The following is a 24,238-nucleotide window of genomic DNA, read 5'->3' as shown; positions in this document are numbered from 1 at the left end:
GACGCAACCTGCAGCTGTCTGCGTCTAGCGCGGTGGATCGGTCGCCCTACCGGCTGTGTCTCGGCTCAGGTGCTCGCTCGGTGGAATCGCTGACGTCCCCTGCCTGCTCGCGACTCAGCGGCGCTAAGCAGACAGGGGCGTCGAGGCGACCGGGGCGAGACGTACTGAGGCGCGCTGCGTCGCGTCGCGTCGTGCTGGGGCGGCGACAGTGGGTCGAGCGCTACCCAAGGGTCAGAGGGTAGCTTCCCGCGGATCCCAGGTCTCCGCCAGCCGGGTGGGCTGGGGCACCGTGGAGGTCACGTCCACGCTCTGGCCCTGCTCAGCCGCTTCGGAGATGGCGAGCAGGGTGTCGAGGACGTGGGCGGCCACCGCACCGCTGGCTGTCTCCGGCGTTCCCGCGCGCAAGGCGCGGGCGAGGTCGACGACTCCCGCTCCACGCCCGTAGGCGCTGCCCTGCTGCGGCACGGTCGTGGGGGTGTCCTCACCGAAGCGCCAGAGGGTGCTCTCCCCCTCGAAGGTGTTGGGGTCGGGCAGGACGAGGGTGCCTTCGGTGCCGCTGATCTCCACCACGCCGAGGCGCATGAGGGCGCTTTGGAAGCTGAAGGTGGACTGGGCGGACTGCCCGGACTCGAAGCGGATCAGCGCCGCGTGGTGGGTGGGCACCTGCACGCTGAACCGCTCCCCCTGTCGGGGGCCGCTGGCGATGGTGCGCTGCTCGTGGGAGCGGGAGGAGACGGCACTGACCGCGGCGACGGGCCCGAAGGTGTGGACGAGGGTGGTGAGGTAGTACGGGCCCATGTCCAGCAGCGGGCCGGCGCCGGCGGCGTAGAGGAAGTCCGGGTTGGGGTGCCAGGCCTCGGGGCCGGGGGCCTGGAAGGTGGTGCTCGCCGTCAACGGCTCACCGATCGCCCCGGCGGCGATCTGACGCATCGCCGTCTGGATGCCCGCGCCCAGGACGGTGTCCGGTGCGCACGCCACCCGCACCCCCGCCGCCTCGGCGGCCTTGAGCAGCTGGGTGGCGGAGTCGCGGTCCAGGGCCAGCGGCTTCTCGCTCCACACGTTCTTGCCGGCGGCGATGATTTGGTGGTCGATCTCGGCGTGCACGGCGGGGATCGTGAGGTTGACGACGATCTCGATGTCGTCGATGGCTAGCAGGTCCGCGACGCTGCCGTGCCAGGGCACCGCGTAGGCCTCGGCCTGGGCGCGGGCCCGCTCGGCGTCGACGTCGGCGATGCCGAGGACGCGCAGGTCGGGGTACTGGTGCATGTGCTCGAGGTAGGTGCCGCTGATGACGCCGGCGCCGATGACGCCGACGCCGACGGCGTTCGCGCTCGGGGTCACCTTCACGCCCGGGGTGGTGGGGATGCTCATCGGTCGTTCTCCTGCAGCCAGGTCAGGGAGGCGGCGAGGCCCTCGAAGATGTCGTGGGCGTAGTCGTCGAACTCCACCACGCGCACGGCCTGCGGGGCGGCGGCGAGGATGGCCTTCACGCCGACCTCGCCTTGACCGGCGGGGGTCTGCTGCTTGAAGGCGGCGCTAAGGCTGGGCGGTACGTCCAAGGCGCTGTCGCTGCTGGGCAGGGAGGTGGCGATGTCGCCGCCGATGATGCCGTCCTTGACGTGGATGAACTGCACCCGCGCGCCCAGCGACTGCAGCAGGGCGGGGGTGTCCATGCCGCCGACGGTGGACCAGAAGGCGTCCAGCTCGAGGATGACGTCGAAGTTGAGGTGCTCGACGAAGTGCTCGTAGACGGGGCGGCCTTGGACGCGGTTGGCGAACTCCCACTGGTGGTTGTGGTAGCCGAAGCGCAGTCCGCGCGCTGCGGCTAGGGTTTGCAGCTCGTTGACGCGCTCGGCGAGGCGGTGAGCGTCGTCGATGCTCTGCCAGCGCTCGCTGGGCACGAAGGGATCGATGACGGCGTTGATGCCCAGGCGCTCAGCCGCGTCGAAGATCCGGGCGGGGTCGTCAGCGTCGATGACGGCGGCGTGTCCGGAGGGGGCACTGACCCCGGCGGCGGTGAAGGCGGCGGCGAGTTCCTCGGTCCGTTCCGCGAAGGCGTAGGGCTCCACATGGGTGAAGCCGATGTCGGCCAGGCGGGCGATCGTGCCCGAGAGGTCACGCTCCATGGCGTCTCTGACGCTGTACAGCTGCACGGAAGGGGACGAGGACGCAGACGCTGACATGACAAGGCTCCAAACGGTGGAAGGCGGAACGGGTGAGGCAGCCGGCGGTGCCGGTAGAGCCGGGTGGCGCTGGCGCATCGACAGGGCCCGTCACCGCGTCGAGCAGCAGGTCGAGCAGCAGGTCGAGCAGCAGGTCGAGCAGCAGGTCGAGCAGCAGGTCGAGCAGCAGGTCGAGCAGCAGGTCGAGCAGCAGGTCGAGCAGCGGGTCGAGCAGCGGGTCGAGCAGCAGGTCCAGCCGGGTGGTGCTGCTGTGCAGGGCGTTCGAAGCGGCTGCCGCAGCGCTGACCGGAAGCGGGGTGCGCCGCGGTCGGTCCGTTGTGGACCGCGCTACCCCGGCACCCATCCGGCAGCGACCCGGCGGCCAGCGTGCGGCGCGCAGGTGCGGTCAGCCCTTGATACCCGAGCCGACCGAGGATCGGATGAAGTAGCGCTGAGCGAAGAAGAAGATCAGCAGCACGGGCAGGATGTACATGCCGGCCGCGGCGGCTTGCACGGTGGGGATGACGTTGCCGTTGGGGTCCTGGTAGTAGGCGGTGATGGCCACGGCCAGGGTCGTACGGTCCAGGTCCAGGAACAGGGCGGGAGCGATGTAGTCCCCCCAGGTCATGGTGAAGGACAGTAGGAAGGAAGTGATGAGGACGGGCCGGGAGAGGGGCAGGAAGATGACGAAGAAGATCCGTCCCCAGCCGGCGCCGTCGATGATGGCGGCGTCTTCGAGCTCCTTGGGCAGGCCGGAGAAGAACTGCCGGAAGAGGAAGACCAGATAGGGCGAGGCTGCCAGTCCCCACAGGATCCACGGCCAGTAGGTGTTGATCAGCCCGATGCGGGAGAACAGCACGTACGTCGGGAGCAGGGTGAGGATGTTGGGCAGCATCATGGTCGAGAGGACGACCAGGAACAGGCCGCGCTTGCCGGGGGCCTTCAGCCGGGCGAAACCGAAGCCGACCGCGGCGCTGGTCAAGGTAATGAGCAGGGAGTACGCGGTGGAGAGGAACAGGGAGTTGCCCGCGTACCCGACGAAGTTCATGTCGCCCAGGGCGCGGGTGAAGTTGCTCCACTGCGCCTGCTCGGGCAGCAGGCGCAGGGGCAGGGCCGCCCACTCCCCTGGGCTCTTCAGCGCTGAGATCACCAGCCACAGGAAGGGCCCGACGAAGAAGACCGCCAGAGCCAGGAGCAGGACGTAGACGAAGCCGGGGCGGCGGCGGGTAATCGGGACCCGCTGCTTGCGCAGTGCCCGGGAGTTGGGCGGCTGCACCGGCGCCGGCTGGGTCGTGGTCTCGGAGGTCATCGAGCTGCCGCCTTCTGGTCTTCGTCGGTGTCGACTTCGTAAAACACCCAGGAGCGGCTGCTGCGCAGCAGGATCAGGGTCAGGCCCAGGATGATGAGGAAGAAGACCCACAGCATGGCCGAGCCGTAACCGAAGCGGTTGCTGAGGAAGAACTCCTGGTAGACCTGCACCATAAAGAGGCGGTTGCTCTCCGGGACCGCTCCGGCCCCGGCGATTCCGCTGGAGCCGGTGAGCAGCAGGGGCTGGACGAACACCTGCAGGGCGCCGATGACGCCGGTGATGACCTGGAAGAAGAGGATCGGGGAGATCATCGGGACGGTGACGTGGCGGAAGACCCGCCAGCGACCCGCACCGTCCATCGTGGCCGCCTCTTCCAGCTCCACCGGGACGCCCTGCAGTGCGGCGAGCATGATGACCATGCCCCCGCCCAGGGCCCAGAGCATGAGGATGACCAGGGCGTAGAAGGAGGCCGGGGCGGACAGCCACGCGACCGGTCCGAGGCCGATGGCTCCCAGGGCCGCGTTGAGGATGCCGGCGTCGCGGTTGAGCACGAGTTTCCACATGATCGCCATCGCCACGACGGGGACGACGGAGGGGAGGAAGAACACGGTCCGCCACAACCCGACCGCCCGCAGCCTGCGGTTCAGCAGGACCGCCAGCCCCAGGGACCCGGCGATGCTCAGCGGGACGACGATGGCGGTGAAGGCCAGGGTGCGCAGCAGCGCGGACCAGGCGTCACCGTCGCTGAGCAGTTCGGTGTAGTTGCGTAGTCCGATCCACTTCCAGCGCGGGGAGCTGCCGTCGTAGTTGGTCAAGCTGACCAGCAGCCCGTAGACCAGCGGGATGGCGGTGAGCAGGGTGAACCCGATCAGCCAGGGGCTGATGAAGGCGTAGAACGCCCCCGTCGGGTACCGGCTCCACTTCCGTGTCTTCCTCATCACTTAACCGATCTGTTCCTTGCCCTGCGCCAGGGCCTTGTTGATCTCATCCGTGGCGCCGGCGCAGGCCGCCTCGATCGTGAGCTCCTGCTTGATCGCTCGCACCACGTACTTGTCCAGGGTGGAGATCAAGAACTCGTTGGTGATGTAGGGGGAGTCCGGCAGCGCGAAAGCGTACTGCAGCTCGTTCTGTGCCACCGCGTAGGCGTTCTGCTGCAGCGGCGTCTCCTGCGGCAGCTCGGTGAGCAGGGGCGTCAGCGACTGCAACCCCCACCCGCTCTCGGCGCGGGCCTGAGCCGGGGGGCCGGCCATGAAGTACTCCATGAGCTTCCAGGCCAGGTCCTTGTTCTTGGCCTTCTCCGGGATCCACCAGCCCTGTCCGGAGAAGGTGGGGTTGGCCCGGGTCTCGCCCATGACCGGTGCCGGGGCCATGCGAGCGGTCTGCAGGGAGTCGGGGGCGGCGAAGTTGCCGCCGAACCAGTACCCGTCCTGGGTGATGGCCATGCGCCCGGCGGCGAAGGTGGAGTAGTCCGAGGCGTCGGCCAGCGGATTCAGCGAGGTGGGCCCCACCCCGGCGTTGGCGAAGTCGACGAACCAGGTGAAGGCCTTGACCGCGGCCGGGGAGGTCAGGTCGATCTCGGTGAGGTCGCCGTTGTAGAGCTCCCCACCCTGCTGGTGGATCATGGTGGCGATGGGTCCGTAGAGGCCCCAGGCCCACTCCATGCCCAGGCCGTAGACGGTGGTGGTGGCACCGTCCTTGAGGGTCAGCTTCTTGGCGATCTCCAGCAGCTGGTCGTAGGTGATGGGCTCGGTCTCACTGAGGTAGGGGATGCCGGCCTGGTCGAAGAGGGCGGTGTTGTACCAGAGCGAGGCGTCCTGGCTCCAGTCCTTGACGATGCCGTAGAGGGGCCCTTGACCGCTGCTGGTGCCGTCCCAGCGGAAGCTGTCGTTGACCGGCTGCAGGTCGGCTTCCTTCAGTACCGCGCTCTTGTCGAGGTACGGAGTGAGGTCGGTGGCCAGGCCGCGGGCGTTGAAGTTCGCACTGCCGACCGCAGGCCCGGTGGCGATGTCGGGGGGGTTGCCGGAGCCGAGCATGGTGCTCAGGCGGGTGGGATCGGTGTTGATCACGTTGATCTTGACGCCGGCGTTCTGCGCCTCGAACTCTGCGATCTGCTCCTTGGAGAGATCCTGGGCTCCGGCCATCACCGTGAGTGTCGTCCCATCCGAGGAGCTCGCCCCGCTGGTGCAGGCACTGAGGATCGGCAAGGCCGCGGCGGCGGTCACCACCCCGGTCAGGGTGGCGCGCCGGGAGAGGGGGGATGTGAACGGCATGCGGACCTCCTTGTGAGCACGGCAAGGCTCGTCCTCGAGCCTTCGGGGAGGACTGTACCCCCCAAACCAGAACAAGTGAACATTTTCGTGGAGATGGCACTCCTACGCCCCCTATCACCCCGTGACCACGCCCCCTGGGTGGGCAACCCGCCGCCACCCCATGCGCTACCCGACGCCGCCCGCTGATCCAGACGCGAGCCAGACATGAGCCACGCGCGGGCCACGGGCGAGCCACGCGCGAGCTCGCATCGAGCGAAGCACGGCGCGCTCGTCGGGTCACAGGTCACCTCGAGCGGTCCGGCTCGAGCCGAGGAGCGGCGGGCGCACGCCGGCGGCCGTCACGGGCTAACCTTCGGCGGGTGACTGTAGAGAGGCAGGCCGGACCGCGAGGTCCCTACGCGAAGTCGGCCCAACGCGCCAACGACATCCTTGACGCCGCCACGAAGACGTTCTCCACCCACGGGTACCGCGGTGGCTCGATGCGCGACATCGCCCGCCAGCTCGACGTGAGCCTGACCAGCATTGTCCATCACTTCGGCACCAAGTACGCCCTACTGGAAGCCGTCCTGGAACGAGCCGACAAGACCGAGACCGGCACCGAGGTGTTCGACTTCGACGCCGCCTGCGCCGAGCACGGTGTCGCCGCAGCCACCTTGGAACGCGTTCGGTCAGGTCTGACCCGCCCCGCGCTGTTGCGGCTGTTCGCGATCCTGGCGGCGGAGTCTTCCGAACCGGGACACCCCGCCCACGAGTGGTTCGTCGACCGCTACCGGCGCAAGCGAGAGTCGCTGGCGGCGGCCTTCGCCTATGACCAGGAACGCAACCGCATCAACCCCGCCCATGACCCCCACGCCTTGAGCCGCCTCCTCATCGGCACGTGGGACGGAGCGCAGTTGCAGTGGCTGATCGATCCGTCGATCGACATGGTCGCCACCATGCGGGAGTTCTTCGAGTGGAAGCTGCCCGAAGCCACGTTGGACTGATTCCCCAGAAGGTCTGCCGTCCCCGGGTGGCGCCAATAAACAACCAACGCCTCATCGATGACGAGGGTGGCTGGACAACTACCGTCGCCGCGATCACGACCAGCACGGGGACATGGCGTATCCGGATCGCGCTAGGGAGCCTGGCGACGTGCCGGCTGCTGCGGCGGCAGGAGTTCTTGATACCGCCTGCCGTGATTCCTGTCATGAGGTAGTCGTGATGCCGCGGCGATGCATGCCGCGGCGATGCATGCCGCGGCGCCGCGGTCAGTGACGAACCCCATCCGGAGTCCGTGACCTCGCCCCGTCACTGAGCTGCACGACGACCAGGTCCGACCGCGGGCGCAGGACGTCACTCCTCTGGACAGAATTGTTTCAGGTGCTCTACATTCGCTGTACATCGTCCGCGGGTGCGCCGCAGCGGGGATCTCAGACTCAGCCCCCCCCGGGCCACCAGCGCCTCTCGCTCTGCCTTCCCAATGAAGGGACACCTGAACGATGAAGAAGCACCGCAGTGTCGCGATGCTCGCGGCCGTCGGTCTTGGGCTGACGCTGTCAGCAGGCCTCACCCAGAACGCTACCGCCGCCCCCAGTGGGGCGCAGCCTGCGCACCCGCGCAGCTCCGATGACCCCAACTCGCTACGCGAAGTGGCTGAAAGCGCTGGAGTGCTGATCGGCTCCGGCGCGATCAAGAGCATGACGACCACGTCCGACGGGCGGCCCTCGAACTATCTGGCCGAACCTCAGTTCCGGGAGGTGCTGGCCGAGGAGTTTAACAGTCTGTCCCCTGAGAACGACCTGGAGTGGACCTTCGTCCAACCTCAGGAGGGCGTCTACGACTTCGAGGGCCTGGACCGGCTGGTCGCCTTTGCCCAGGAGAACGACATGGAAGTCAAGGGCCACGGCCTTATCTCCGCCTGCTGCAACCCGGATTACCTGGTCGCGAAGATCGGCGACCCGGTCGCGTTCCGCGCTGCCATGGTGGAGCACTTCACCACGGTGATGCAGCGCTACGCCGGCAAAATGGACCGGTGGGACGTCGTCAGCGAGGCGCTCACGACCTACGGCGGAGAAGGGCTGCAGCACACCGACTTCTACCAGGCATTGGGCCCGGAATACGTCGCCGAGGCGTTCCGGATCGCACACGCCGCAGACCCGAACGCAAAGCTGTTCCTCAACGAGAACCTGGTTGAAGCGTTCCCGCAGAAGCGGCAGGAGCTCTACGAGCTCGTCTCCGGCCTCGTCGCTGACGGCGTCCCGATCCACGGTGTCGCCCTGCAGATGCACCAAACCCTGCAAGGGCCGCAGCCGGGCGTGATCACCGAGATGGCCAACGCCTACCACGCGCTGGGCCTTGAGGTCTCCATCGCCGAACTGGATGTGCACACCCTTGATTCCGCAGCGCAGGCGCAGATCTACCACGACGTGGTCGCCGAGGCACTGAACTCCGGGATCACCGAGATCAGCTTCTGGGGCTTCACAGACAAGCACCTCTACACCTGGCTGCCCGGAGCGAAGCCACTCATCTTCGATGAGCAGTATCAGCCCAAGGCGGCCTACTTCGCCGTCCTCGACGCGTTGCAGGATTTCGAGGCACGACCCGCTGTGGCCCTGCAGGGTGTGCAGGCCGACCTGGACCGCTACATCGCCGCCGGTGAGGCGCGCGGCCCGCTCGCGCAGCAGCTCACCAACGTGCTGCGTCAGGCCGAACGCCACGAGGCAGCCGATCGGGACGCCGAGGCGGTGTCCGCCCTTCAGCGAGCCCTCTCACGACTCGAGAACGTCAAGCGGACCGACCGAGTCAGCGCCACTGCCCACGACTCCCTCACCCGGGGCATCAACGAAGTCACCGCCTTGCTCGCGCGACCGGAGGTGCAGGCTCAGCCCGCGGCCTGAGAGGCACCGGTGGGGCATGACGTCCGAACCGGGCGTCATCCCCCACCGTCGTCCGAGCCCATGGCTGACAGGGCCGGTCGGCGGTAGGCGGCGATGGGCATCAACCACCGCACAAAGATCCTCAACATGAAAACATCGGCCCGCGACGTACGTTTACCCATGTTCCGCGACGCGCCCACTCGCGGCGAACGGCAAACGTGCTGTCACCACAAGACGTCGTCGACCGCGCCGAGCTGGTCCGGGGACCTCTCCCCCAGGACCTGCGTCAAGTCGATCTCGATCGTGCGGCACAACGACGTCATGGGGATGTCGTGCACCCCGTCGCGGAACGGTTCCGCGAGGTCCTGGCCCACCTTGATGGCCAGGAGGAACATCACCCCGACCAGGCCCGAACCGATCGGCGTGGCCCACCCCAGGTCCTGGACCACCGCGAACGGCAGGACCACGCAGAACACGCGGGCGAACAACCCCGGCAGTACCCGGTAGTGCACCGGCAGAGGCGTGTTCCTGATGCGCTCCAACCCGCCCTGGGCGTTGGAGAGGGCGACGAAGCTCTCCTCCAGCTGAGCCCGGGAGATCTCCTCGACGTCCCCGCCGGCCCGGGCCCGACTCACCGCACGGTCAGCCGCCACCAGCACCGCTGAGGGTTTGTTGGTGGCCGCCTCCACGGCCTTCACCGCTTCGGGCCGCAGCCGCGTCAGCGCCTCCTCCGGCAGCGGCTGACCTCGCAGGGACGTCCGCAGCGCGTGCACGTAGGCGATCTGGGCGTGCACCACCTCCGTGGAGGTGACGGGGTCGTCGATCAGCACTACCGCCTGGCGGGCCAGGCTGCGCGAGGAGTTGACCACCTGCCCCCACAACGTCCGCGCCTCCCACCACCGGTTGTACGCGGCGTTGACCGCGAACCCCACGAACAGTGCGATGGCGCTGCCGAAGAGGGTGAAAGGGAAGTTCGCCGTCTCGAACCACCCCGGACGCTGGAAGTAGGCCACCGTCACCAGGACGTCCCACACCACCAGCACCGCGCTGCTCCACAACAGAGGACCCCAGGCGCCTCGCAACCTGGCCCGCGGCGACGTGATCAATGTTCTCCCAGATGTGCTGCACAGACGATGGATAGACGACGGGGGCAGACGGATGACGGACGGTAGGCAGGGTGCGCCGCCACGACCTGACCGGTTGACACCTCACCATGATCCCCTACTCGCTGAGGACGCAACCGCAACAGGCCGCAGCGAGGCGACGTGCGACCCATCTCACTCCGGCTCACCGAACGGCCGAGGCGACCGAGGCCACCGAGACCGCTCAAGTCGCTGCGGCCGATGAGACCTGGCCAGCCTGACCGCGGGAGGGTGCTCGAGCTGGTGACCGACGAAGGCAGCACTCCGCTGACGATGAGCAACCACTCTCGTGGGCTCGGCTTTCCGTCCGTACGCGAACGCACGGGCGTAGGTAGGGAGCGCCGCCGCGGCCACCTGCGTCCGCTGCCGCCACGTTTGATCCCCGACCTCAGCTGCCCCCCACTCTCAGGAGTGCACGTCCAAGGCGGTGACCCGCCAGTCGGTGAAGACCTCGACCACCCGGTGACCGTGCTGCTCCAGCAGGACCCGCAGCTCCTGCAGCAGCCCGTACTCCCAATCCAGGCGGGCCACGCTCTCAGTGGAGGTGGCGCTGATGTGCGCCACGCTGACGGTGACCATGACGCTGCCACGGCCGGTGGGGAAGACCGACCAGCGCCGGTGGGCACTGAACCCCTCAGCAACGTTCTCCCGCGGGTGCAGACCGGCGACGTAGCCGGCGACGATGGTCTCCACGTCCTGGCGTAGCCGGCGCCGCTTCCACAACAACGCGGCGAGCTGCGCGCCGGCTCGAGGCGCGCGCAGCAGCGCTGAGGGGCGCGGGGACGGCATAGACACAGGAGGAACTCTTCTCAACGCAGGACGGGTGCGGTCCCACCCAGGGTAGGCGCGAGGAGCGGTCCCGCCCCCTGCGTGGGCCTGACAGCCATAGGGACAGCACGGCCGGGACAGCATGGCCGGAACGGCCAGGCCGATTCGGGTACGTCCCCAGGCCCCCGTCTCAGATCTACCGTCCTGACCCCGCAGAGAGTGACCGCAGGCTCACGCCGCGATGCCCGCGGTGTCTGCGGCGGCGGGTGGCTGCGCATCTCGTGCACGCAGCCACCCGCCCTCGTCACGCCGGTCGCGGATCGCGGTCAGTGAGCCGCAGTCAGTGAGCCATGGTCAGTGAGCGGCCAGGTACTGCTCCCGGACCTTGGTACTCAGCGGGCCGCGCGGGGGAACAGTGATGCCGTTGGCCGCCGCCCACTGCCGCACCACCCGCGCATCCAACGGCGTGGTGTCGGTGCCCGCGCCGGGGACGGTGGAGGTCTTCGCCCGGGCAGGGGCTGAGGTCACCTCCCGCGCGGCCGGCTCCCCCGCCTGACGCGGCGGGGCCTTCTTCGCGCCCCTACGAGCCGCGGCCCTGCGGCTCGCCGGCTCCGCTGCCGCTGTGGCGTCCGACTCGGCACCGGGTTCGGGCGCAGAGGTGAGTGCGGTGAGTGTGTCGTCGGCCTCGATACTGATCTGAGCCCCGGCCCCGGTGGGATCAAGGGGGTCGCGTCCCTCTAGAGGTAGCGCCTGCTGCCCCGGCACCTGCCCGCTGCCCACGTCACCTGTGGTGCTGCCGACGGTGGTGCTGCCGGCGGTGGAGGTGTCGGCGGGGTTGACGGTGGTGTCCGTGGTCGCGGGTGTCCCCGACGGCGCGGCCCCTTCCAGGAAGGCCTCCAGGGAGAGCGCCTCAGCAGTGGCGGCTGCCGTGGTCGGCGGCTCGTCGCTCGAGCCTGCCGTGGTCGGCATGTCGGAGAGGGAGGTGACCGCATTCGTGGTGGCCTCGGTGCGTCCGCTCGCCTGGCGTGCCGCCCCGGCGGTCTTGCGGCGTGCTGCGCTCCTACCCGCTGGGCGCGAGCGCTGAGGTGCCGCCTCGTTGCTACCGGCCTCACGCTCACCGGCCTCGCGGTCACTGGTCTCGCGGTCGCTGGTCTTGCGGTCGCTGGTCTTGTCAGCTGGCGCGGGTCCGGCCGGTGTACTGGCGGTGCTTCTCGAGGCGGCTGCCGCTCGGTTGCGGGAGGCAGGGGCCGCGCTGCGCTTGGTGGACGGCCTCGGGCTGCTCGCCGGGGTAGCGGATGAGGACGTCGCCGACTTCAGAACGGCGGGGAGGTCCTCCCAGCTGACGTTGACCGGTGGCCGGGTAGTCGATGGGTCCCACTGCACGCCCTGACCGCTGATGCTCAGCACCCCGACACGGCGGCCGTTGCGCCGTACCGGCACCTCCACGGTGCGGGAGCCGACGGTGATGGCGGCGGACATGTTCAGTGAGACGGCGTGGTCAGCTTTGGCCATGGCGGTGCTCCGGTTCTCAAAGGGCGGGTGGTCGACCGTGGAGGAGATTCGTCGTGGTCAGTGAACGCAGAAGAATCACCGGACGCAAGAGATACCGACTCTCGACCCCACGCGTCGGCCACGAACGTCCGTCCCGTGCGTTACGCCCTACGTCTCAGCCGCGTGCGTCAGCCGCGTGCGTCAGCCACGTGCGTCAGCCACGTGCGTCAGCCGCGCTGGTTCAGCGCGGGCCGCTTGCCACGTCCCACGTGCGGTGGAGAGGGCCGCAGGCGGATCCCGTTGCCGACCTCGTCCACCTTCGCCTCCCGGTAGATAGCCAGCACCCACCGCAACGCCTCGGAGAAGTCCGCCCGGAAGTGCCGGTAGCCACGTGGGGTGGAGACCTGGGTGCCGAACTGGAACCGCAGCTGCTCCCAGGTAACGACCACGGGCTTGCGCAGGTAGCTCATCCGGTACGTCAGCCACGTGTACACGTCCAAGCGCAACGGGGAGCCGCGCAGCAGCCGCAGCGCGCCGATGTCGACGGGGACGGGGCGGTGGGTGACTTCCTCGTACAGCTCCGCGCTGAGGGTGACGCTGGAGGGCAAGCTGGTCTCCACCGTCACTGCCGTTGGCTTCGCACCCCGCTGGGCGGCGCCAGTCTGGGCAGCGCTCTGGGCGGCGGCTTGGGCGGCGTCTGCTTTGGTGCCACGCCGCACGGCCGGCTTCGCGGTGGGCTCAGCGGCCGCCTCGAGCTCGGACGTCTTGGCGCTGCGCTGGGTGGTGGTCCACAGCTCGTAGCGGGAGGCGATGAGCAGGTTCTGCCCCGCCTCCTGACGCACCTGACGACGCTGTCCTCGCGGGGATGGGTCGGTCTCGAGGTGTTCGACGTAGTGCACGGAGAGGCGGGCGTTGAACAGCCGCCGGGCCTGGTCCTTCAGCCGGCGGATCTGCAGCCCGGTGATGGGCAGCTCGAGCTGGCGGCAGAAGTCGCTGAGGGACTCCCCCAGCGGGATGGTGCGGCTCTTCGTCCGCACCGCCTCCGTCGTCAGCCACGCCAGCAGCGACCGCGGCAGGGTCCTGTAGGGGTAGCCGATCAACTCCTACACCCCGTCCGGGTCCAGCAGCGAAACATTGGGCTGCAAGGTGAGGGCGAGACCGCGGTCACAGGCGTCGCACTCGCCTGACTATTGATTATCGCGACTTCGACGCGGGCGACGTCACGGAATGCTCGCCGAACGATCGTCCGAGGCGATCGGACCCGGCGTGAGGTCGTCCTCGTCGATGCCGGCCAACACCGCTTCGGGCATCTCGATGAACGCGGAGGCTCCCTCGATCCGGGCGCCGGTCTCGTCGTCGGGCACGACGTTGAGGACCAGGTCCACCATGTCGGTGGCCTCGGAGGCGTGGTTGATGATGATGACCTGCCGGTTCGGCAGGTCCCGGATGGCGGCCATCATCGCCGTCCGGCTGGCGACGTCCTGCGCGGTGAACGGCTCGTCGAGGAACAGCAGCCCTCCGCGCTGACCGGCCCACAGCTCACCCAGCGCCACCCGCAACGCGAAGGCCACGACGGACTCCTCGCCTCCGGAGAGCCAGGTGACCGGACGCGTCTGGCCGGTGTCGTCGGTGACCGCCGCGGTGAACTCCTCGTCCAGCTCGATCGAGACGTAGCGGCCGCTGGTCATCCGCGCGATCAGGTCGGTGGCCACCTCCGAGACCTCCGGAGCCAGGCGCGCGATCCGGTCCTTGCGGAAGGTGTCCAGCGCCTCGCGCACCGCGGTCCGCCGCTCGTACTCCGCGGCGGCGGCGGCCCGGTTCTTCAGCCGCAGCTCAGCCTGGTCCCGGGCCATCTCACTGTGCTTGACCTGCTGCTCCGCCAGCCGGTGCTCGGCCTGCGCGGCCTGCATCGCCGAGCGCAGCTCCTGCACGCGCTGACCGGCCGCCGTCAGCATCGCCTGCGCCTGCACCCGCTCAGTGTCGGGAACGGCCGCGGCGGCAGCCAGCGCGGCGGCCTGCTCAGCGGCGGTGACCGCGGCGGCCGCTGCGGTCTGCGCCTCCTCCGCCGTGGCCAGTGCCTGCGCCAGCGCCGCAGCGGCTTCGGCGGCTGACTCGGCCTGGCGCAGCCTGGCCGAGGCGGCCTCGAACGCGGTTCGTACCCCGCCTTCGGCAGCCACCGCCGCCTCCGCCCGTGTCTGCGCCTGCCGCGCATCCTGAGCGCTGGCCTCGGCCTCGGCCTGCAACAAGTCCGCGGCGGCTTCGGCCTCCTGCGCGGCCGCGAGCGCTGCCTGGTGCTGCTGTCGGGCGAACTCGGCGGCCTGCTGGATCTGCTGGGCCTGGGCGATCTGCGCGGCCAGCGCCTGTGCTCGCTCGGCGGCCTGTTCCTGCTGGGCTTTGGCCGTCACCCCTTGCTCACGGACGCGGTCCAGGGCTGTGCGCAGGGTCTGCAGCAGCTCCTGGGGGTCGGCCAGGGCTGTGGAGCAGGTCGGGCAGGTGGGGTCCACCGTGGCGCTGAGGGCTTTGATGGATCCTTCGAGGCGCTGGTACTCCCCGCGCAACACCCCTCGCTGTTCCTGCAGCTCGCCGGCCCGGGCGTTGGCGGCCTGGAGCTGCTGGGGCAGGTCCGCCGGGACGGCGGTAGTCAGCCGGGCCTGCTTGTCGGCCTCAGCGCTTGCCGCGGTGAGCGCCGTCCGTGCTCGTGCTGCTGCCGCCTGGGCCTGCTGAGCCCGGCGCGCGTCGGCGGTGGCAGCGGCGGTGGCCGTGCGGGCGGCCGCACGGGCGGCCTGGTTCTCGGCGACGGCCTGCTGAGCCTGGGTCAGCGCGGCGCGGGCGGCGTGGACGGCTTCGGCGGTGCCGCCGGCGGAGGCGGCGGTGAGCCGGTCGACCTCGCGGGCGGCGTGCTGGGCGCGTTCGGCGGTCAGGACCCGGTGGTGCTCGACCTGTTGGGCGGTCTGGGCGGCTTCCTGGTGGGCGCGGACCCGGGCCGTGACGTCCTCGAAGTGCTCGGTGGCCTGTGCGAGGGCCTGGTCCTCAGCACCGACGGCGGCGCTGGCGGCCTCGAAGTCCTTCCAGGCCGTAGCGGCGTGTTCCTGGGCACGCTGAAGGTCGGTGCGGGCGGCGGCGGCTTCCTCGGCGGAGCCGGGCAGGTGCTCCAGGGTGGTCTTGGCGGCGGTCTCCTCCGCGCGGGCGGTCTTGACGGCATCGCTCATCCGGTCGATGCCCGCAAGGCGCTCGAACAGCGCACGCCGGTCCGCGGCGCGGGCCTTGACCAGCGCGTCCAGCTCCTTCTGGCGCACGACGAAAGCAGCCAGGAATCCCGTGGCGTCCAGGTCCCCGAAACGGCGGATCACCCACTCGTTCGCGGCTTTGATCTTGCCGACGGTCTGCTCGATACCGTTCAGGGTGACCTTGGCGTACGGGGTGTCGTTCCTGCCCTTCAGGCCGCGTTCGAGGACGATGCGCTGACCGTCGTGCACGAACGTGACGACGATCTTGACCTCACCTTCACTGCCCTGTCGGCGCAGCGCCTGAGCCGGTACCCCGTCGGGCGTCGTGCCGAACAGGGCGTACAGCAAGCCGATCAGGACCGTGGACTTGCCCACCCCGCGCGGGCCGTTCAGGGCGGTCACTCCGCCGTCGACGAGCGGCTCGACGACGGCCCGGCCGATGGAGCGGACGTTGACCAGCTCCACCGATTCGATGGTGATCATCAGAAGAGCCCCTCCCCGGCGCCGGCGTCCGTGGGGACCCCAGGTGCCGGATCCGCACCTGCGCCTGGGTTCGTGTCTGGGCTGGTGTCTGGGCTGGTGTCTGGGCTGGTGCCCGGCACGTCTGCACCGGCCACGGCCTGAGAGGGGGAACGCCGCGCTGCAGCCCGCAGACGTTGTGTCTGCTCAGCCGCGGTCTGCTCCTGTTCACTGCGCCGGGCGCGGGCGTCGGGGATGGCGAAGTCACCGGTCTCGACGAACTGGGACGCAGCCTTCAGGTGCCGGATCCCCTCGGTGATCACGGTTGGCTTCATCTCCTGCGCCAGACCCACAGCGCTCGCGTAGTCCTCCACCCAGGATCCGTACACCGTGGGCAGATCGGCTGATCCGGCACTCGTCAGCGACGCTGCGACGCTGTCGGCAGTCCGCGCGGCGACCACTGCGGCAGCCGCTCCAGGGACTGCTTCCGTGACGCCGTCACCGACCGAGTCGACCACCAGGCCGGTGACGGGATCGATCAATTGGTCACTGACTCGATCAAGGGTCTGATCGAAGGCTTGAGGGCGCACGAAGTCCGGCATCCACATCAACGCCGACTCCGTCAGCTTGGCCAGGGCCGGCTGGTCGATGCCCCGGCGTGTGCTGGTCGAGCAGTTGACCACGACCTGGCGGATGATCGCGTTGGCGACGTCCACGGTCTCCAGGTTGGCGCGGATCTCCTCCTCGACCTGCGCCCCGGTCTTGCCCTTGGCGTCGATGCGCGGCAGGTCGAACTGCGGGCGCTGGTCGATGTACTGCGGCTCCACCACCACCTGACCGTCGGCGAACACCTTGCACAGCAGCCAGCCGCGACCTCCCGCGGGGTCGGCGAACCCGCGCCGCACCAGCGAGCCGGCGTACCAGACGTTGGGCAGGATCTCCCCCATGCCGTGGTAGTGGCCGAGCGCTTTGAACGCGAACCGGTCATCGGCCAGGATGTCCAGCCCGATCGGCACCTCCCCGGGGGAGTCCACCGAGCGGAACACCTCGTGCCCGGGCAGCATCGCCGCCCCGTGCGCAGAGAGCAGGTTGACGACCCCGTCGATCGGCTCGGGCAGCAGGCGCTCGCTCTGCGCCAGCCCGTAGTGGCTGATCATGTGGACGGCCAGACCTTCGAGGGGCTCGAAGACCCTGTAGGGCTCGGTGACGTAGTCGATGCCGCGGGCGGGGTCGTTGATGGCTGCGGTGGCCGGGGACTTGCTGCGGTCTGCCGAGGCGTCGTGGTTGCCGGTGTTGCCGATGACGGGGATGCCCGCGGCGGCGAGGGCTTCCATCTGCCGGCGGGCCCAGACGATGGCCCCGATGCTGGGGTGGGACTGGTGGAAGGTGTCCCCGCCGTCGATGACCAGGTCCACCTCCTTGGCGATCATGTCCCGCACGACCGCGCGGTAGCTCAGGTAGCCGTCGCGAACCCGGTGGTTCAGTCCTGAGGCCGGGTGGGAGCCGCACCGGGCGGCGTAGCCGAGGTGGGCATCGGCCACGAAGCCGACCTCGTAGACGGGCTCACTCACCTGCGCTAGCTCCTTCAACCGTGATCACTTGCTCGGCCGACACCGTAAGGGCACCGACCGTAGGGGCACCGTCGGACATGATGTCTCACTGGGCAGGCGGCACGCCGGGCTCACTGACGTGCCGGCGGCGCCGCGCCGTGCAGGGACCCATGCCGGACCGACACGAGGCGAGGCCTCCGGAGCCTCACGGAAGTGAGCCCGGGCGACGCGGACGTCCCGGACCGTCCCAGCGAGCGGCGGCACGCGAGCGCCACGGCGCGGTCAGAACGGCGGCGGGTCGTCGTCGTCGATGCTGCCCAGTCCCCCGCCGAACCAGGTGTCGCCGGCCAGCCCGGCGAAGGCACCAGGGGCGATCCCACCGGTGGCGGCGTTCTCGCGGACCCGCTCCATCGCCTCCTTCGTCCCCGCAGCACCCTTCACAGGACCGGCCGTGGCAGTGGGGCGTGGGACCCGGGCGGCCACGACCGGCCCGGTGCCCCTCAGCTGGGGGACGCCGGACAGGACCGGCAGACCCTGACTGCGGCGGGCCTGGCTGATCCACGGATGGTTGTCGCTGCGGAAGGTCTCGAAGTCGGTGTAGGCGGCCAGGAACACCGGCGCCCGGGTGAAGGACAGCGGCGAGACGGGGCCGGTCACCATGAAGGGGTACACCTTGGGCTTGGTGGAGTCCGGCGGGGCGAAGGCCCGGTACAGCTTCAGGTGCTCCGGGTCGTCCATCTGCTCGGCGACCTTGGCCAGGTCCGCACCACCGAGGCCGTAGCCCATGATGCGCACCGCCATCTGGTCGAAGCAGTCCGCGTTCACGCTGCGGGGGGACTGGCTGATCAGCGTCCAGCCGATACCGAACTTGCGGGTGTCGCGGAAGTAGCCGGCGATGTCGGCCGAGAGGGCCTTGATCTCCTCGTCGCCGGCCAGGTGCAGCGGCGGGGCGTAGCGCCACGCCTCGTCGAAGACCACCATCGTGTTCAGGGTGTCGCCCAGCCGGAAGGCGGACTCGGAGGCCTCCTTCAGGGTGCGGCACGCCTTGCGCAAGATCGCGGCCTTGATCGAGTCCTGGTCCAGCACCCGCAGCGCCTCCACGGCCGCAGCCTGCTCCGGGCCGGCGAGCAGGGAGGAGACCCAGGAGACCTGCCCGGAGGTGGACATGTCCAGGATGAGCACCGGCGCCGGCGCCCCGGCTCGCTGGGTCTTGTCGAAGACGTGCGCGACCGTGCCCCACATCGAGTGCCGCTTCCCCCCGCCGGGGTTGGCGGGACTGAACAGGTTGTGCAGCGGCTGGAACTGGCTGAACACATCACCGAAGCGGTCCGCGTCGTCAAGGACCTCGAGGACCGCATCACGCAGGCGGGCCTGGCGGGTTTCGTCGACGTAGATGCGACCCAGCACACCGGAGTCGGTCAGCGAGCCCAGGAGTTCCCTCAGCAGGTCGTCGGAGTCCTCGGTGTCCCAGCTGCTGCGCTTGCGCAGGGCCTTGACCAGCTCGTCGATGAACAGACCGGCCGTCTCCGGGGCCATCTTGGTGATCTCACCGGTCAGTTTCGTCTTGCTCAGCAACTCCCCGAGCAGCGGGGCGTCCTTCTCCAGCCGCAGGTCCTCACTCACGCGGCGCACGACGACCTCGCGGCCCATCTCCGCTGCCCACGCCTGCAGGGAGAAGGGGAAGCCGGTCTCGGAGGAGAACTGCCCCTGCGGGTCCACCACGATGAAACCCTGGTCGGCGTTGCGCATCTGGCCGGCCAGGAAGTAGGCGGAGAAGGCCGTCTTGCCGCTTCCGCTCATCCCGAAGACGCCTGCGTGGAAGGCGCCGCGGTCGCCGGAGAAGTCGCGGATGCTCATGGGGACCCGCACATCACCGGTGCCGTGCAGGTGGCCGAGGTAGTGCAGGTCTTCCTCACCGCTCATCAGCTCATCGAGGACCTCGTTGGTCACCCGCCGCACCGCAGTACCGGTGGGCGGGGACATCCGCAGCGACGGCCCGGCCTGCACCCACGGCCCGGCCTGCACCAATGGCCCGGCCTGCACCCCCGACTGGGGCTGGCCGAGAACGCTGCGCTTGTAGCAGGCCTGCAGCTTGATGCTGGCTGCGCGCACGTCACCCAGGTCACCGGACATGCCGGGGATGTGACCCTTGGCCTTCACCACCCCACGCAGCAGGGGCTGGGAGTGCCACTGGTTCATCGTGGTCACCTCGGTGACCATGCCCAGGGCCAGCTCCTCACCCCCGCCGGACGGCTGGGTGAGCAGCAGCATCGACCCGACCAGAGGCTCGTGGATGGCGGTGTCGAGCAGGTCGAGGGTCACCTCGTAGTTCGACGACGGCGTACCGACGACGGCAACCTGCTCGGCGGTGGTGATCGGATCCACGGAAAGACTCCCTCGCGCTGCTCATCCTGCTCGTGCTGCGTGCACTGCTCATGTCGTTCGGGCTGCTCGTGCTGCTCAGGTCGATGGTGCAGGTCCCGCGGCCTGGGCCACCGGGGCGCAGCCCGTGACCGCACCCTGCCTACGGCCGGTCACCGACCACCTGCCGGTCCACCGGACCCACCGGGTCCACCGGATCCACCGACGCGTCCTGCGCCACCGGGGTGCGCGCTGCCCCCACGCCCACCACCACCACTGCCGCCACCTGTTCGCGTGCGGTACGAGCGGGCCAGCAGGGTCAGGTAGTCCTCCGACCCTGGCGGCAGCATCGCGATCATCGACTGGTTCAACGCCTCAGCCCCCACCGACACGCTCTTGGCGACCAGATCCACCGCGTACTGCGCGAACGGCTCCTGCAGGTGCGGGCCCGGCGTCTCGGCCGACAACAACCCCGCCAGCCGCTGGGCCTCACCCAGCGCCCGCGAGGACGTGCTCGAGGACATCCCTGAAGACACCGAGGTGCTGGCATCCCCCAGCGGCTCCGAGACGCGGAACTCGACCTTGAGCACCGTGTCGGCGCTGGCGGGCTTGACGTAGGTGACCAGGAGCTGCCCGCTGCCGACCGCATCTCGCAGAGGAGCGATCGCCTGGTTCAGCTTCGATGCGGCCTCCTGCACCCGCTTCGAGGCCTCCTCACTGACCGTGAAGTGCACCCCGGCCACCTCCGTGGCCGCCCGCGGGTGGAGCATCTCCCCCGGCTCGAGAACCTGAGCGGCCAGGAACCGGTCCCCACCGGGCAGGTCCAGCTCGTAGCGGGCCCGGTAGAGGCCGGCGAAGGCATGCGCGGAGTCCGCCTTCGGCAGGGCCACCACCTCCCCGGGATGAGTCCGCTGATCCGGATCGGCCAGCGAGCGCACAGCAGCCACGACCTCATCGGTCACCAGCTCCGCGGCCGTCTCAGCCACCGCCCGGCTACGGACGGCCAGCGCCGTGGACAGGGCGATCACCGGGGTGCTGTGCGAGCCGTCCAGGATGCGCACCTCGTGGGAGAGGTCCGCCAGCAGCTGCAGCTCCAGACTCGCCATCGCCGCCGACAGCAGCCGGTCGTTCTCCGACTCGTGCTCGCGCACGTGAGCCCAGTGCCGGTGCGGCAGGGCGTGCCCGCCGACGCTGGTCATCCCCTCAGCAGCGACAGCGACCGCGACCATCAGGTCAGCGGCGTACAGGTGCTCGCGCACCGACCCACCGTCCACCGCCGCGACGCTGTGCCGGGGAGCCAGGGCAGCAGCGCGGTGAGCGAAGGGAACGATCTGCCCGTCGGCCAGGAGCCGCTCACGCAAGGTGCTGCGGAAGGCAGCTACCGGTGAGAGAAGCCGGTGGGCTTCCTGCGCCAGCGAACCGGCCTCGCTCAGCAGCGCCGCCATCAGCTCCACGGCAACAGGCCCGGCCTGCTCGCCGGTGTTACCCGCCCCAACGGACCGCCCATCCGGCCGCCCGCCTGACGGCCTGACTGCGCGACCATCCAACCGTCCCGGCGCCCGTCCGTCTGGCGTCGCTTCGCTCACGCGTGCCCCCTGGCCCTGCTCGTCTCGATCACCTCGCGCCAGGCCCGCCGGCAGCGGACGCCGCCCCGGCGCCTGGGCAGCAGCACTCGGCTGGTGGCAGTCACGTCTTCCTTGTACACGCAGGCGGCGACAAGCGGTCTTCCCCGGTAGGTCGAGGCGCCTCTCGCCAACGGCACCGGCCCGGGACGCCGCCGGCTCGGATGTCGGCGGCTCGGCATGGCCCCATCGTGGTCTAGCCCCATCGGTGCGGCCAGCATCAGCGGCCCCGGCTCTTTGGAGCCCCGCACCTACAGGTAGCGCTGCTTGACAAGCAAAAGTGATCTTGGGACAATCATCACCATCACCCCGCAGCGGCCCACGGCCCGCGGGGTTTCGCCATTCCAAGGGCCTCTCCAAGCCAGTCCGCCCCAGCCCACTGCCGCCACCTGATCACCACGCTGTCCGAGCCGGGCGGCAGGATGCCGCCCGTGCCCGCACGCGACCTGCAGGCCCCCCACACCCAGCAGCTCAGCCCGTGACCTGTCGAGCGCCCCGCCGGCTGCCCTGGCAGTCGACCTCGCAGTTGACCTGCCCGAGGGCTACGCCGAGCTGCTCGAGCAGCTCAAGGCCCGTGTCGCCACCTCACGGGTGCGCGCCGCGCGCGCCGCCAACATCGAGCTCCTGCGGCTGTACTGGTCCATCGGCCACGACATCCTCACCCGCCAACACGACGCCGGTGGGGCGCGAAGGTCATCGACCGCCTCGCCCACGACCTCCGCCGAGCGTTCCCCGATCAGCGCGGCTTCTCCCGCCGCAACCTGCAGTACATGCGCGCCGCCGCCACCGCCTGGCCCGAGGAAGCCGGCTTCGTGCAACAAGCCGTTGCACGATTGCCCTGGGGTCACCTCACCGTCCTCCTCGGCCGCCTCGACGAGCGCGCCACCCGCGACTCGTACGCCACCCACGCCCTCCAGCAGGGCTGGTCCCGCGACGTCCTGGCCAACCAGATCGACTCGGGGCTGCACACCCGCATCGGCGCCGCCCCCTCCAACTTCGAAGCCCAGCTGCCCCAGCCGGACTCCGAGCTCGCCCAGCAGCTCACCCGCGACCCCTACGTCTTCGACCACCTCGCCCTCACCGACCGCGCCAGCGAACGGGCGATGGAGCAAGGCCTCGTCGACCGCCTGCAGCAGACGCTGACCGCGTTCGGGCACGGCATGGCCTTCGTCGGACGCCAAGTCCGCTTCACCGTCGGTGAAGAAGAGATGATCATCGACAGGAGCCGCGGCGCCCTGCGCCGTGGAATCCTCTTCCACATCCCCCAAGTCCGCTACATCGTCATCGAACTCAAGATCGGGCGCTTCACCCCCGCGTACACCGGACAGCTCGGCGCCTACGTCGCCCTCATCGACGACCGCCTGCGCGACCCCACCGTGCACGCCCCCACCGTCGGGATCCTGCTCTGCAAAGACCGCGACGAACACGTCGTCCGCTACGCCCTCGCCGGCGCGCCCGCCCCCATGGCGGTGGCCACCTACACCTACGACACCCTCCCCCCCGACCAACAAGCCAGCCTGCCAACCCCACCCAGCTCAGCGACCAGCTCGGCAGCGACCTCACCGACGCCCTCACCGACGCCCTGGACGACGCCCTCGACGAGACACCCCCACCGCCCGCGAGCGCCGACAACCACGACAGCAACGACCACTGACGACCTACCGGTCAGCCTGACCGGTAGAACAAGGCCATGGACGCCGCACCAGAAGCCTCAGCCCGCATCCGAGACGACCCGCAGCGGTGGGCCGACGACGTCCACACCGCTCTCCTGCGCCAGCTCACCGACCCCGCCCGGCAACTGCCCGCCACCGGCGGCCGGGTCCACGTGGTGCGGTCCTGGGCCGGCGTCCACGACGGGCACCCGGTGCTGCACGTGGTGTACCACCACCCTTGGTGGGACTTCACCACCGGCCTACGCCGCCACCTCGACGAGGTCGAGAACTACCCCTTGAACCTGCCCGCACCCGACGTCGATCCCGCTGTGGACCTCGCCGACAACATCGCGACCTCCGACATCGAGGAGCCCCTGGGCTCGGTACTGGAGTCGATGGCCCCCGACGAGGACGGAGTGTGGTGGTGGGGCGACCCGCCCCTGCCCGCCGACGAGCGTCGGCGAGGACCCGCCCCAGGAGCCACCAGCCGGCCGCGACCTCGACTGCGCTGATATCCGGTCATTCCGCAGTACGGGCGCAACCGGGGACGGCTACAACGTCACTCTCATGTCAACGAGCAAGTGGTTGTCGAGACGCGATGATCACCCGCACGCAGCGAGGTCCTCATGCACCGCTCGGCTGCGAGCACGAGCCATCCGTCTGCCTGGCGTAGGCGGCTGCCCCCCGCAGTCGGCCCCACTGCGGGACTGACCGCGTCATGCTGACAACGTGCCCGCGCACCACGTCGAAGCCGCTCCCGGCCTCTTCGGTCCCCTCCCCGGTGTCGAGCCGTGGCTCAACGAGGACGAGAGCCTGCTGATCCGTTGCGAGGACCCCGAGGCGGCTGCTCACGCTCCAGCCCGAGCAGCGCCACGCCTGATGCTCATCGCCGAAAACGGCCAGGTCTTCCTCACCGTTGAGGAGGCGAGTCAGAACTACTCTCGCCCCGACCCCTGAACACTCCCAGCTACATCAGTCCCGTCTACCGAGACCCGCAGGGACCGTGGATCCACATCGACGCGGATGGCTTCATCTCCCCACCGATGGGCCAGGCAATCGTGACCCTGGTGCGCGAGGAGCTGCTCGCTGCAGGCATCACCCAGGCATGCCTGGTGCCAGCGCCATGGCCTCGATCGTCGCGCGACGTCTGGATCGACATCGACTGGAGTGGGCTGAGGTGAGATGCCTCTCCATGTCTTTGGCGCAACCGCGGCCGGAGACCTCTCGCCGCGCTCTGTGCGACTCCACGGTCATCCCGCGTTGTGCGCGGTCGCCCCGGGGGTTGACGACGACCGGATCTGCCGATGACCAGGCGGTCATTCGACCTGGATTTGCGTTCTCGCGACCCCTCGGAGTGGTCCTGATCGCCC

The 24,238-nt window shown here is 69.6% G+C and carries 18 protein-coding genes and 1 pseudogene; 5 read left to right on the top strand and 14 right to left on the bottom strand.

Annotation, left to right across the window (positions count from 1 at the left end; translation table 11 throughout):
* Positions 1 to 231: 231 nt before the first annotated feature.
* The 6 genes from KRAD_RS27720 to KRAD_RS21305 are packed head-to-tail and all read right to left on the bottom strand — an operon-like array spanning position 232 to position 5,741.
* Positions 232 to 1,371 (bottom strand): Gfo/Idh/MocA family protein, encoded by a 1,140-nt coding sequence (locus tag KRAD_RS27720; protein ID WP_012087759.1) that lies wholly within the window; start codon positions 1,369 to 1,371, stop codon positions 232 to 234.
* A complete protein-coding gene (locus KRAD_RS21325) occupies positions 1,368 to 2,126 on the bottom strand; it encodes a sugar phosphate isomerase/epimerase family protein (RefSeq protein WP_012087758.1) in 759 nt (252 codons plus the stop codon). The genes KRAD_RS27720 and KRAD_RS21325 overlap by 4 nt, the downstream gene beginning before the upstream one ends.
* Positions 2,116 to 2,526, bottom strand: coding sequence for a hypothetical protein (locus tag KRAD_RS26205; RefSeq protein ID WP_012087757.1), 411 nt, complete (start codon positions 2,524 to 2,526; stop codon positions 2,116 to 2,118). The genes KRAD_RS21325 and KRAD_RS26205 overlap by 11 nt, the downstream gene beginning before the upstream one ends.
* A 42-nt stretch (positions 2,527 to 2,568) precedes the next feature.
* Positions 2,569 to 3,471, bottom strand: a complete 903-nt coding sequence (locus tag KRAD_RS21315; RefSeq protein ID WP_012087756.1) for a carbohydrate ABC transporter permease — start codon at positions 3,469 to 3,471, stop codon at positions 2,569 to 2,571.
* Positions 3,468 to 4,409, bottom strand: coding sequence for a carbohydrate ABC transporter permease (locus KRAD_RS21310; RefSeq protein WP_012087755.1), 942 nt, complete (start codon positions 4,407 to 4,409; stop codon positions 3,468 to 3,470). Before KRAD_RS21310 ends, KRAD_RS21315 begins: the two co-directional genes overlap by 4 nt.
* A 3-nt stretch (positions 4,410 to 4,412) precedes the next feature.
* Complete coding sequence (locus KRAD_RS21305) at positions 4,413 to 5,741, bottom strand: ABC transporter substrate-binding protein (protein WP_012087754.1); 1,329 nt, start codon at positions 5,739 to 5,741, stop codon at positions 4,413 to 4,415.
* Between the two features lie 359 nt (positions 5,742 to 6,100).
* Between KRAD_RS21305 and KRAD_RS21300 the strand changes: the two genes are divergently transcribed.
* The gene (locus KRAD_RS21300) at positions 6,101 to 6,724 is read left to right on the top strand and encodes a TetR/AcrR family transcriptional regulator (protein WP_012087753.1); all 624 of its coding nucleotides are present in this window, start codon (positions 6,101 to 6,103) and stop codon (positions 6,722 to 6,724) included.
* A gap of 495 nt (positions 6,725 to 7,219) precedes the next feature.
* Complete coding sequence (locus KRAD_RS21295) at positions 7,220 to 8,617, top strand: endo-1,4-beta-xylanase (protein WP_012087751.1); 1,398 nt, start codon at positions 7,220 to 7,222, stop codon at positions 8,615 to 8,617.
* A gap of 203 nt (positions 8,618 to 8,820) precedes the next feature.
* On the opposite strand, the gene KRAD_RS21290 is transcribed toward KRAD_RS21295, so the two are convergent.
* The 8 genes from KRAD_RS21290 to KRAD_RS21235 form a co-directional block, all read right to left on the bottom strand.
* The gene (locus tag KRAD_RS21290; RefSeq protein WP_157873690.1) at positions 8,821 to 9,654 is read right to left on the bottom strand and encodes a bestrophin family protein; all 834 of its coding nucleotides are present in this window, start codon (positions 9,652 to 9,654) and stop codon (positions 8,821 to 8,823) included.
* A gap of 489 nt (positions 9,655 to 10,143) precedes the next feature.
* Positions 10,144 to 10,527 (bottom strand): hypothetical protein, encoded by a 384-nt coding sequence (locus tag KRAD_RS21285; protein ID WP_157873689.1) that lies wholly within the window; start codon positions 10,525 to 10,527, stop codon positions 10,144 to 10,146.
* Positions 10,528 to 10,860: 333 nt separating this feature from the next.
* Positions 10,861 to 12,018, bottom strand: coding sequence for an Lsr2 family DNA-binding protein (locus tag KRAD_RS25295; RefSeq protein ID WP_012087748.1), 1,158 nt, complete (start codon positions 12,016 to 12,018; stop codon positions 10,861 to 10,863).
* 206 nt (positions 12,019 to 12,224) lie between these two features.
* Entirely contained in the window at positions 12,225 to 13,097 is an 873-nt protein-coding gene (locus KRAD_RS24700; RefSeq protein ID WP_012087747.1) for a replication protein RepA, read from the bottom strand.
* Positions 13,098 to 13,217: 120 nt separating this feature from the next.
* Positions 13,218 to 15,707 carry an AAA family ATPase gene (locus tag KRAD_RS21250; protein WP_012087746.1) on the bottom strand — a complete coding sequence of 830 codons (2,490 nt, stop codon included), beginning with the start codon at positions 15,705 to 15,707 and terminating at the stop codon, positions 13,218 to 13,220.
* A complete protein-coding gene (locus KRAD_RS21245; RefSeq protein ID WP_157873688.1) occupies positions 15,707 to 17,224 on the bottom strand; it encodes a metallophosphoesterase family protein in 1,518 nt (505 codons plus the stop codon). The genes KRAD_RS21250 and KRAD_RS21245 overlap by 1 nt, the downstream gene beginning before the upstream one ends.
* A gap of 291 nt (positions 17,225 to 17,515) precedes the next feature.
* Entirely contained in the window at positions 17,516 to 19,618 is a 2,103-nt protein-coding gene (locus KRAD_RS21240; protein WP_012087744.1) for an ATP-binding protein, read from the bottom strand.
* Positions 19,619 to 19,767: 149 nt separating this feature from the next.
* Positions 19,768 to 21,180: a hypothetical protein gene (locus tag KRAD_RS21235; RefSeq protein ID WP_012087743.1), complete on the bottom strand. Its 1,413-nt coding sequence runs from the start codon at positions 21,178 to 21,180 to the stop codon at positions 19,768 to 19,770.
* Between the two features lie 671 nt (positions 21,181 to 21,851).
* Between KRAD_RS21235 and KRAD_RS27870 the strand changes: the two are divergent.
* The 3 genes and pseudogenes from KRAD_RS27870 to KRAD_RS26200 form a co-directional block, all read left to right on the top strand.
* Positions 21,852 to 22,667, top strand: a pseudogene (locus tag KRAD_RS27870) (PDDEXK nuclease domain-containing protein); the annotation flags it as partial.
* 239 nt (positions 22,668 to 22,906) lie between these two features.
* Positions 22,907 to 23,380 (top strand): hypothetical protein, encoded by a 474-nt coding sequence (locus KRAD_RS27295; RefSeq protein ID WP_041292312.1) that lies wholly within the window; start codon positions 22,907 to 22,909, stop codon positions 23,378 to 23,380.
* A gap of 217 nt (positions 23,381 to 23,597) precedes the next feature.
* Complete coding sequence (locus KRAD_RS26200; RefSeq protein ID WP_157873687.1) at positions 23,598 to 23,825, top strand: hypothetical protein; 228 nt, start codon at positions 23,598 to 23,600, stop codon at positions 23,823 to 23,825.
* The last annotated feature ends 413 nt before the right edge of the window (positions 23,826 to 24,238 follow it).

Source organism: Kineococcus radiotolerans SRS30216 = ATCC BAA-149, from assembly GCF_000017305.1.
GTDB lineage: Bacteria > Actinomycetota > Actinomycetes > Actinomycetales > Kineococcaceae > Kineococcus > Kineococcus radiotolerans.
The sequence above is the reverse complement of the archived record's forward strand: the minus strand, read 5'-3'. Positions and strand labels throughout refer to the sequence as shown.